Source organism: uncultured Bifidobacterium sp., assembly GCF_959020145.1.
Taxonomy (GTDB): Bacteria; Actinomycetota; Actinomycetes; order Actinomycetales; family Bifidobacteriaceae; genus Bifidobacterium.
In genome coordinates, this window is the sequence record NZ_CAUEQY010000009.1 from 72,209 (window position 1) to 83,514 (window position 11,306).

The following is an 11,306-nucleotide window of genomic DNA, read 5'->3' on the forward strand; positions in this document are numbered from 1 at the left end:
ATGGCTTTCGCGATATCGGCTTATTTTCCGCTTGGTTTTTATCAGGGCAGTGATTCTGGTGGCAGACCGGAAGAGTTTCCTTCACTTTGCCGCTTGTATTCTGCGCTTGTTTCGGTGGCATACTTGACTTTCGGTTTTGAACAGGTTGATGCCAATCGTAATCTGACGGACGATCAGATTCGAGAGGCTTTGAACTGGCTTGAGGATAATCCACCTCAGGGAATGCTGCTCCCACACGCTGTTAAAGCTGATAGCAGGGCTGTTGCCTATAGAAATAAAGGCAATGTCCAGAATAGAAAAAAACCGAAAGATAAAGTTTCATCTACTACAGCCCACATAGCCACTGCATATGAGCAGCATCCTGAATCTGGAAGATTGCTGACTTGGATATGGCATGAATGCCCCTCATCTACAGCGAGAATGGTGTTGAGCTGGCTTTGCAATGAAGTTCCTTATCTAGGCGAAGCTTGTTCTCCGGTGGAGCTGAATACTTATGAGGATTATGTTCTTCCTTCTGGCGTCGATGAACAGTTATGGACACTTTCCCCCGATTCGGCATTAACGAATATTCGAAAGAGGGGAAAGCCTGTTGCTTACCCTAAAAAGGGGCGTCTTGATGATTTGAAGCAGGCTTTTGTGGCAGCGAATCCCAAACCGAAGGGTAAGAAAAACCTTACTGTTAGCGACAAAGAGGACGAGCAGAATTTCCTTAATGAGTATCCACTTGCTCAAACGGAAGGCAAAGCTAGGTATCTTTCTTCGGCTGCTCGGAAGCAGAGGGAAGTGCTTAAAGCTCCTTGGGTGATGGCTTTATACTTGGAAATCAATGCAATTGCATGCAATGGTGACATTAAAAATTCATCTGAATGGAAACCTCAGGAATCCGAATTTGTCAATTGGGCTGTGGCACTGCATCGTTTTCTAGTAAAGGAGTGGGGAATTGATCCATCGCCGGCTTTGGTGGGTAAATATGCTCCAGGCATAGCCAGACCGGCCAATAACGTGTCCATTCAGATTATTGATGCCGATTTCAAGCAGCGGTATAGTCAACAAATCCGAGACGATGTTGTGAAGTTGAATCCTGGTTTTCTTATTTTGATTCCTTCAGATATGTCTAAAGGCGACATTGGCAAGTTGCGCGATGTCTGTGCCGGAGCTGAAGGCAAATCGTTGTACTATGCTCCGGAAAAGTCGACTTTGCGTATCGGGAAAGTCACAACGGTTGATGCCGAGCATTTCTGGAAGCCAGTAGCGCCGGGAATGTGTCGATATTGGGCGGTCAGACCGATGGCCATCGCTGAGACACGCCCTATTCCTGACATAAAGTTGCATCGCAAATGGGGAGTTTATGAGGCTCTTTGTTTGTCGATTGGACATGTTTGGCGTTCGCAATATCCGCAATCGTCGGAAGGAAGTCGAGAGGAACGCTATTGGAACATTGTTGATGTGGTGAGCGCGAAGACCTCGCATTTCCGTATTTACAATTATCGTACCGTTCATCGTGCCAACATGACGGATTATGTGCATCGTGCGAACGGTTCCAACATTTTGCATGGTATGAATGCGTTGATTGCGATTTCTGATGCCGGTGAGTCTCTGGATTGTGCGGCTATGGCAATCGGTCAGAGTCGCCATTTGGGTGGAGGTTTCCTTGTGCCGGCGGATTTTGCCGTAAGCGTGTGTCAATCGGATGATGATTTCGAAAAGGGGATTCCAACATGGCTGAAATGAGTCTGGAGCAGCGGCAATACCTGACTGCTAAGTTCAAAGAATTCATCGCTGCGGTTCATTCAAGTCATGAATCGAATTTGCCTGTTCGTACACCTTATCAATGGCAGATTAGATTGATGCTGTATGTTGCAGAGCATGGGTATTGGCCTCGAAGTATTGGCGCTCCAACCGCTTCTGGGAAAACCAGTGTGATAGATATCCATGTGTTCCTTAATGCTATGGCAGGCCTTTCTCTCGTGGAAGGAAACGGTCTTTTCGATTTACCATTGCGAAACATTCCTCGTCGTTTGGCGCTTACGGTAAATCGTCGTTCATTGGTTGATGATCAATTTGATGAAGCTTGTGCGTTACAGGACAAAATGCAGATTGAGCATGTCGCCAATGACGGGCTTGACGTATATCGAGACGGTTTAAAACTTCGTGCAGCTATTAATGATAGAACTAAAAGCGATTCTGCGATTCCGCGGATGATTGCTGTTGAATTGCGAGGCAGTATCAGTCCGGACCGAGAGTGGCGCTATTATCCGCAGACCTGTGCTGTGATTTGTGCTACTCCTGACATGTTCGGAAGCCGCTTGCTGTTTCGTGGCTACGGCACTAGTCGTACCATGCGTTCTATGGAAGCTGGATTGCTTGCATACGACACAGTGTTGATTGTTGATGAAGCTCATCTGAGCCAGCAATTATTAAAAACCGCACAGCAAGTGGCACGTATCGAAAACATGGCTGATGCTCCGATTGCTCGACAAGTATCTCCTTTACAAGTTGTAGAAACGACTGCAACCCCAGTTTCTGAAGATACTGATAATGCGATTTCTGTCCTTGAATCTGATTTCACAACTGACGTTATGCTCGAAAAGCGTCTTAACCAGTCAAAACCAGTTGTTGTAACTTGTGATTTTGAGAAGTCGAAAGATGAGATAGATGCAATTGTTGAGCAGTGCCTTTCTCTGATTCACTCCAATATCGAGGCTGATGAATACAGCGATTCAGGTCCCCATGTTCTTGGATGCATTCTCAACACAGTTAAAAAAGCCAACCTCGTTGCTGACAAACTCGAAAAACTATGCAAAAAGAATGGCATCAAAAAGCCTATTGACGTTTATATCGGTCCAATGCGTGCATACGACAAAAGAAAAGTGGCCGATAAGCTGCATTCTCTTTCTGAGCTAAAACCAGATGAGGCTCCTTGCTGCATTATCGGCACACAGACTTTGGAAGTCGGCGTTGATATCGATTTTGCAAATATGGTGACTGAGATTGCTCCTGGATCTGCGTTGGTTCAACGTGCCGGCCGTGTGAATCGTCGTGGCTTGAGATCTGAAGGCCTTATCTACATATTTGGCGTTGATTTGCAGAAGCTTTCTGAAAAGAAGCAATCTGACGAGACTGTTCCTTACAAGCCTGAAGATATTATAAAGGCGCAGACTTGGCTAAATTCCTTGGAAGATGCAGAAACTGGAAAGCCGAGCATCAGCGCATGGTCCGTAGGAAAAACCATGGTACCTCGGGAAGATCCCGACAGACTTTTAATCCAGCGTTTGGAACCATGGGATGTTGAGAATCTATCTGTCACAGATGAGAATTTATGTGCCAACCTGTGTGGGGTTGATCTTCAACAGGGACGTGCGGACCTCAATCTATGGTTACGGGATGATCTTAATTCCAGTGGTCCTGACATTAATATCGTGGTGAGAAATTTGCCATGGAATGACATGTCGGCTATTCGAATTCTGGAAATGGCGCAGCCTGAGAATGACGAGTTATTCCCCGTTAGAAAATGGCGTGGACTTCAAGAGTTCTTTAAATGTTTGGAGAAGGAAGACAATAAGTCGCGAAGGAGAGGTGCTCGGGTCGAGGCTGACAATGAGCATGGTGGAAAAGATAAAATCGATTTTCCACATAGAGTATTCAGATATCGCGCCTCGGAACCTGAAGGTCATCGTGTGATATGCATGCATGTGCAAGATGCCGAGCATGCTGTGATCAAATCTGGCGACATACTTATCCTTGATGATTTTGAAAGAGTTTTCTCTACATTCACTGAGAATGTTGCGATTTTTGATCCAGAAGGTTCTTCTACGGTAGAGGATGTTTTTAACAAATGTGGCTCCTCTATCATGGTCATCAATGACATTTCGCTTAAGCCGAAAGAGATTGAAGCATTTCAGCATATTCAAAAGATTGAAGAAATCTCTGGCGAGCACAATGCTGAAGTCCTTTCTGACAAAGTGCAAAACGACATGCAAGAGTCGTTAAGACTGATTCGTGCAGCTGCGGCAGCGGAGTCGACAAGTTCGGTGGAGTGCTCCTTGCTTTGTTTTGAACGAGAACATTCTTGTTTTGATGTTGATGGCAATGAGATTATCCGTGAAGTCAGATGGATCGTAAGCAGTGCTTCTGAAAATGCGCCAGATTCTGAATCTGACCAGGAAATCATAGTCTCTAGGAAAAAGACTCTTTTTCTAGGAGGAATATCGAATGATTCCAATCTTCGCAGGAAAGAAGGCCATCAAGATCATGTAGCTTGGCGTGCACAAGCGCTTGGTAAAGCTGTCGGGCTTGATGATACTTTGACCAATGATTTGCGTATTGCCGGTGAATATCATGATGAGGGCAAGAAAGACAGGCGTTTCCAGAGACTGCTTCGTAATGATCGCGAGGTGCAGGAAACGGAACTTTGGGCAAAGAGCCGGTACTTTATTTCGCATGCCAAAGAGCGGGGACTTCGTAACGAATATCGACTGCATGGTTGGCGTCATGAGCAACGTTCCGTTGCGGAATTCCTTCAAGCCAGCAAAACGAATGAACGGTTGCGAGATATGGAAGAAACCGACAAGCAGCTTGTCGCACGACTCATAGGCACATCACATGGCCACGGACGTGCATCTTTCCAGTATGGGACTGAATATCTGCTTCCTGTGGAGGGTGGTTCTTCCCGCGAAATGAATCCGGAATTGAATGTGCTTTCCGACCGATTGTTCGAAACCGGTGAGTGGGAGACCCTCATCGACCATACCAATCAAAGGTATGGTTTCTGGGGAGTTTCTTACCTTGAAGCTTTGCTTCGCGCTGCGGATATTACATGTTCGAAGGAGGGGCTGTGATGAGTGTTGTCATTTCTGCGGATGCGACCGACGCATTCTCGCATTTGCTTATGGTCGGTCTTGCATCCATTCTTGAAGATGCTAATCCTGATCGTGTTTGCCTATTTCGATGGCTGGATGATTTGCAGGCTTTTGAGATAAAGACGAATGATGATTTGGATATCGATCAAATATCGAAGGTTGTGAGTGAACATGCTAAGCGGTGGTCTCAATCTTTGCCGTTGACTTCTCAAGACGACTATACGGTTTCAAATGAATCCGACAAGCCAAGTGGGGCGTTCCATGCCACAATGTCACCGAGGCTAAGCAATTTGGGTGTTCCTTATGGCTGGGAAAAACTTCAAAGAAATCGAGAAGCTGCGGTTGACGCCATGGAAACATTCGGCGATTACCGTTACTTCGGCGCACTGGGGCAGCCTTCATACTGGTCAGGTGAGCAAACTAATCATAGTTTACGTTCTGATTTCGGGGCTTCTCGTTGGGAAATGGTGACGCGAAACAAAGGGCAAGAATTCATCGGAGGTCGTTTGTTTCCTTTGGCCCAAAAGGTTGCAGCACGACCCATCGAAAAAGTTCGGGATGGATTGCTTGGCACGACAATTGAGGATGAGGTTGGTGGCAATAAAGCATTTAGCCGTGCTGCCACGGGCCTTCACGCTCCATCGAAAACCGACAATGCGCGTGCATGGTGCGCATTGATTGGCGTTTCCGCCTTTCCGACGCGTGTTACGACTATTGGAAGCGAAATGTCTCGTGACAGTAGCGCGGCAATGTTCCAGATTAAAGGTCCAATTCGTTTCGCGATTCTTCCGTTGTTCGATCAATACTGGACAACTGCGAAATACCGTTCCGTTATACGTAGCGAAGCGCTTGCGCAATTCGGTATTCAGCAGGCTCGTTTCAGGGGAGACCAAGTAATGAGTGCGGCATCTGACTGGCTTGAAGAAAAAGGTGTTCCTGCCTGTTGCCTTTTCAATCAGTTCATGTCTGATAACAAAAGTGCTCCGGAACGATGGCTGGAGCCTGGTGAAATCATCCCAGTAAAACAAATGGAATAACAAGGAGAAAGCTATGGATGACGACCCTATTCCGATTAGCTTGGTTGCCAATTACATGTTCTGCCCGCGCAGAGCGTGGTTGGAAGCGGTAGGAGAAAAAGTCGATTCGGATCAAATCATGCGAGGAACATATGATCATCGCAAGGTTGACCGTACTGATGGCGCTCCTGATGCGGATTCGTATCAAGCCGTGAATATCAGGCATGAGGAATGGGGCGTCAGCGGCAAGCTGGATGCTGCAAAAATGACGGATAGCGGAATCGTTATTCGTGAATATAAAGCGACGCCTGTGAAGCGGGCGATGATAGTTACGCCCGCAATGCGTACACAGCTTGCTTTACAGGCTGCATGTCTTGAAAATATGGGTTTTCATGTAGCTGGTACTGAAATATTTTTCACCACGCACCATCGGCGGGTTGAAGTTGACCTTGACGAAGAAGATTATGAAAATGCGCATAAAGCGGTGGAAGAAACTCGAACGTTAATTAATTCGGAACAAGCTCCTGAGCCATTAGAGGACAGCGCTCGTTGTATGCGATGCTCACATGTAGGGATTTGTCTGCCGGAAGAACGCAAGTTATGTGCTGTCGCGCATCGAGTGATGGTTTCGTCTCCAGATAATCAAGTAACGCATCTTGCTACTCCTGGAGCAAAAGCCTTTACAAGATCCGGAAGAATGATTGTTCAGAAAAATGGCGAAGAACTTGCTTCTATTCCAATTGATACCATGCAGGGTTTGCAGATTTACGGCAATACCGATTTGTCAAGTGGGCTAATCCGTGAGTTGATGTGGCGTGATATTCCCATAGTTTGGTGCAGTGGAACAGGACGAATGTACGGATGGTCCATTCCCTCTTATGGACCAAACGGGGAGCAACGTGTTGACCAACATGTAGCTTCCCATGAAGGACGGCTTGGTCTTGCACGTGAATTTATCGTCGCAAAAATACACAATCAATCTGTTTTGCTGCGACGGTCAGAATCGGACAATCCAGTATTGCCGCAACTGCGACATATTGAGAAACAGGTTGGAAATGCGAACCGTTGGCAGGACATACTTGGTCTCGAAGGAGAGTCTGCAGCGTTGTATTTCTCTCAATTCGAGCATCTTATTAAAACTGATCGTCAAGCTGAGTGGCCTTGGATTGCCCGTATGCGTAGACCCGCTCCAGACGCGTTGAATGCACTGCTTGATTTTACATACACATTATTGTTGTCGGATTGTGTGCGAGCTTTGATTTCCTGCGGTCTTGATCCGCATGCTGGTTTCTTGCATAGCAGCAAACGGAATAAACCGGCATTGGCTCTGGATTTGATGGAGGAATTCAGGGCTCCGATTGCAGATTCGGTAGTGCAAACAGTGATTAATAACGGTGAAATCAATGCATCTGGATTCTCGGATGCGCTTGGCTCCGTGCGCATGACAGATGAGACTCGGAAAACGGTGATCAAAGCATACGAACGAAGAATGGCTACGGAAATCATCCATCCGGTATTCAAATACAAAGCTTCTTGGCGAAGGACTATCGAAATTCAGGCCAGAATGATTTTGGGATATCTTGATGGGACGCAAACTGAATATCGCGGAATCAGAATTCGTTAAGGAGTGGGGCATGACGAATCAGAAACGTGGCTATCTGGTGGCATATGATATCAGCGATGATTGCTGCCGCTCACATGTTGCGAAAATTCTTCAACACTATGGAGAGCGATTGCAATATAGCGTCTTCTTACTGCGGGTACGTCCTTCGATGATGTTGGATGTCCGTATGCAGATAGAGAAGGAAATAGATGACTCAATCGATTCTGTTGTGTTCTGTTCTCTTGGAACCATTTCTCAAACGGAAGAGGGCTTGGATTTCTTGGGGCGCCGTGGATACGTCGATTTAGAGATACCGACAGTGATTTGAAGTTTTAGCCTAATGGCGATGTTGTTTGATAAGTAAAGAGTGTTTTGCTGTTTTTCAAGTGCGAGAGATGCATCATTGCTGCGACACACGGTGAGCGCTCGCACTTGAAAAATAGTTGTTTTGGAGCCAGTGAACTTATATTGCTTCTGTATTGCGATAGAAATGAAAGAGTCGCTCGCAAAAGCCTTTAGAATATGTGTCATTGTAAGGTCTTAGACTATGACTATTCCTGAGCATTCAAGCTCAGGACTTCATTGAGGACAATCATCCAGAACACTACACCGACAACACGAAGCCATTCCTGAGCATTCAAGCTCAGGACTTCATTGAGGACGCAGATATCCAAGAGCATAATATGCAGTAAGATATTCCTGAGCATTCAAGCTCAGGACTTCATTGAGGAAGTTACGAGTCGGCCGGATGGGCGCGCACCAAGGGAACCATTCCTGAGCATTCAAGCTCAGGACTTCATTGAGGAGAGGGCAATACGTGGATGATGGCCGTGGAATTAGATTCCTGAGCATTCAAGCTCAGGACTTCATTGAGGACGGCCAGACCGTCAGACCAAGACGCCCAACCACTAATTCCTGAGCATTCAAGCTCAGGACTTCATTGAGGACCGGCGATGTGCCGCTCTCCCCATGACGGGACGACGTATTCCTGAGCATTCAAGCTCAGGACTTCATTGAGGAAATTTGAGCATTGTCGAGGAGCAGCAGCTGCTCAATTCCTGAGCATTCAAGCTCAGGACTTCATTGAGGAACGACGCAGTCCACTTTCCTCTTGTCGGTCAGGGTATTCCTGAGCATTCAAGCTCAGGACTTCATTGAGGATCTCCGAACTTTTCGAGAATGAGTACTCCTATGACATTCCTGAGCATTCAAGCTCAGGACTTCATTGAGGAGCGGGTTAGCGACATGCAAGGCGTCACATAGGCGTATCGTATTCCTGAGCATTCAAGCTCAGGACTTCATTGAGGAGTCTCAATATGAGATGCCAGACAGTGGCGTATTATATTCCTGAGCATTCAAGCTCAGGACTTCATTGAGGAGTGCTGGTGGATGGCAGCAAGGTGCTGTCGTGGGGCGATTCCTGAGCATTCAAGCTCAGGACTTCATTGAGGACTGCCATCCTCAAGCAATTCCAGCGCATGCACCAATTCCTGAGCATTCAAGCTCAGGACTTCATTGAGGAATCGACCGCAGACGCGCCCGATTGGAACGCCGCCTGCATTCCTGAGCATTCAAGCTCAGGACTTCATTGAGGATGCAGGGAATATGCGGTGCGTGTCGTGATTGACTTCAATTCCTGAGCATTCAAGCTCAGGACTTCATTGAGGATGTGACTTTTGTGAAGCGTCGTGGCTTCAAGTGGGATTCCTGAGCATTCAAGCTCAGGACTTCATTGAGGACGGCCAAGGTCACGCAGATCACCGGCATCACAGACATTCCTGAGCATTCAAGCTCAGGACTTCATTGAGGAAACGACAATGTTTTCCGGCGGTACGGTTTCGAGGATATTCCTGAGCATTCAAGCTCAGGACTTCATTGAGGAGTCAAGTCGCTGGAAGACGCTTGGCGCGTCCACGTGGAATTCCTGAGCATTCAAGCTCAGGACTTCATTGAGGACTGAGCCCCTTGTGCAGCTTCTCGGTGCGGCACCAGATTCCTGAGCATTCAAGCTCAGGACTTCATTGAGGAGCGGGCGAACGCGTATGCAGACGCGGCACCGCAGATTCCTGAGCATTCAAGCTCAGGACTTCATTGAGGACCCGGCGACATGCCAAGCGAAGTGCCGAACCAAAGATTCCTGAGTATTCAAACTCGGGATTTCATTGAGGAGCTGTGGGCGAAGAAGCGCAACCGTCTCCAGTTTTTTGGATTAAAGCCAATATTCAGAGGTCTATCCAAAATCGCTGGATGATACTGTCTTCGTTCCGTCCCGTACCGTTCACGATTTCATTCTCCATCTTTCCACCATTGCTGATAATCGTCCGTCTTGATGCTTCATTGCTCTTGTGACAGGTAAGTAGAACACGTTGCTCGCCCTGCTCTTTGCAGATGGGCAGGAGTAAGGCGAGCATCGCTTTGGCATACCCTTTTTGACGTTCCGATGGCAAAATGCTATACCCAATATTTCCTCCGTATTGCAGCAGAAAAGGGGATAGCGGACGTCTGAAATCAATGATGCCGACGAGCTTGTCATCCGCCTTCCGAATAGCTAAAAATACTTCCGACGGCACATAGCCTTCGCCGTATTTCTTTTTCAATCGATTATCGAAATCGATCCATTCATCAAAAGAATCCGTGTCTTCGAGACCGGCGCATCCATCGAGACTGTCGTTGTTTGCAAGCATCTCCTGCTTGTAATGCATCACTTGGCTCGCGTATTTTCGCGTTGGCTTGACCAGTGCTAAATCTCTTTGCATGATTATGTCCTCTGTTTATTGATGCGCAAGTGCCTGGCTCGTGCCGTTTAATGTCCAATTATACGGACGCGTTTGTAGTTATCGGCAAAACGAGATGCTGACAAAGCTCGCGTTCCAACTCAAATATTCGTTGTATCACACGCGCGTTAGCTATATTTATGTATTTAGTCAAGTCGGCGTTTTGTGATTGGTTACGAAACGCCGACTTGCCTAAATATAGGCAGGGGCAGCAGGGCCCCGCGGTCCTCTGTGTTTTGTCAAATTGAAGCAGTCCAACAAAACGGCGCCGCCCCCATCGGCCTAACTTCTATTGAACAGACGCAGCTGGCTTGCGAGATACCGATCATCCCACACATCCCATCGCAGGAGAGATTATTCTTGAGGGATATCTCCTGCGAGTCCGAGGTTGGGGGAGAAAAGCTGCACGCAGTATGCCTGCGTGGTCGGAGGGCATCATGGCACCCCGCCAGACAAAAGCAAAATTGATGAAGAGAAAAACAGGAAAACCAATGTTGGATTGGATTCTGAAGCATGGATAAGTGTTCAGGATAAGCTAATAGATTTTGTTGCAGATATGTCATGAAAACGCAGACGTTCGCGTGTTCCCCGCATATGCGGGGATGATCCCCAACGGTACGAAACGCATATCCGCGAGCTATGGGTGCTCGACATATCGGGACTGCATCAGATCCAACTGAAATAGAAAACCCGAAGATAACCCCCCGACTGATGTTCCAGTCTTGAAAGCTGGTCGCGTGGGATCTTCGAGCAATCCAATTCTACCACCACGACACCGTGTTCCCCGCACATGCGGAGATGATCCCCACGACATGCAGGACTACCAGCCACTCGGCAGGTGTCCCTCGCGCATGCGGGGATGATCCCGCGCTCGAAAACAAGCTGCGCCAGCGTTTCAAGTGTTCCCCGCACATGCGGGGATGATTGTATTTGCCAATCTATCAGTCGCATCGCATGTGCGTTAGCTACACTTATCCGCATAAGTGTAGCTAACGTTAAAGGTAGTGCCCGAAGGTTTGCGCACTTAGGGTCGTGCCCGTCCATGGGACGATGA

The 11,306-nt window shown here is 47.4% G+C and carries 7 protein-coding genes and 1 CRISPR repeat array; of the genes, 6 read left to right on the plus strand and 1 reads right to left on the minus strand.

All coding sequences use genetic code 11. The annotated features are described in order from the left end of the window. The 5 genes from csb2 to cas2 are packed head-to-tail and all read left to right on the plus strand — an operon-like array spanning position 1 to position 7,806. Positions 1-1,731: a type I-U CRISPR-associated protein Csb2 gene (gene csb2, locus Q5H33_RS04655; protein WP_195569785.1), complete on the plus strand. Its 1,731-nt coding sequence runs from the start codon at positions 1-3 to the stop codon at positions 1,729-1,731. Beyond that, the gene (cas3u, locus tag Q5H33_RS04660; protein WP_229076148.1) at positions 1,719-4,838 is read left to right on the plus strand and encodes a type I-U CRISPR-associated helicase/endonuclease Cas3; all 3,120 of its coding nucleotides are present in this window, start codon (positions 1,719-1,721) and stop codon (positions 4,836-4,838) included. Before csb2 ends, cas3u begins: the two co-directional genes overlap by 13 nt. After that, positions 4,838-5,896, plus strand: coding sequence for a hypothetical protein (locus Q5H33_RS04665; protein WP_046999825.1), 1,059 nt, complete (start codon positions 4,838-4,840; stop codon positions 5,894-5,896). Before cas3u ends, Q5H33_RS04665 begins: the two co-directional genes overlap by 1 nt. A 13-nt stretch (positions 5,897-5,909) precedes the next feature. Continuing rightward, positions 5,910-7,499 (plus strand): CRISPR-associated endonuclease Cas4/Cas1, encoded by a 1,590-nt coding sequence (locus Q5H33_RS04670; protein WP_046999826.1) that lies wholly within the window; start codon positions 5,910-5,912, stop codon positions 7,497-7,499. A gap of 10 nt (positions 7,500-7,509) precedes the next feature. Then, positions 7,510-7,806, plus strand: a complete 297-nt coding sequence (gene cas2, locus Q5H33_RS04675) for a CRISPR-associated endonuclease Cas2 (RefSeq protein WP_195393908.1) — start codon at positions 7,510-7,512, stop codon at positions 7,804-7,806. A 225-nt stretch (positions 7,807-8,031) separates the two neighbouring features. Continuing rightward, positions 8,032-9,647: a CRISPR direct-repeat array (repeat unit 36 nt; unit sequence ATTCCTGAGCATTCAAGCTCAGGACTTCATTGAGGA). Between the two features lie 53 nt (positions 9,648-9,700). On the opposite strand, the gene Q5H33_RS04680 is transcribed toward cas2, so the two are convergent. Further along, positions 9,701-10,234, minus strand: a complete 534-nt coding sequence (locus Q5H33_RS04680; protein ID WP_035010559.1) for a GNAT family N-acetyltransferase — start codon at positions 10,232-10,234, stop codon at positions 9,701-9,703. 439 nt (positions 10,235-10,673) lie between these two features. Here Q5H33_RS04680 and Q5H33_RS04685 point away from each other — a divergent pair, with 439 nt between their 5' ends. Next, the gene (locus Q5H33_RS04685; protein WP_179141188.1) at positions 10,674-10,817 is read left to right on the plus strand and encodes a hypothetical protein; all 144 of its coding nucleotides are present in this window, start codon (positions 10,674-10,676) and stop codon (positions 10,815-10,817) included. The last annotated feature ends 489 nt before the right edge of the window (positions 10,818-11,306 follow it).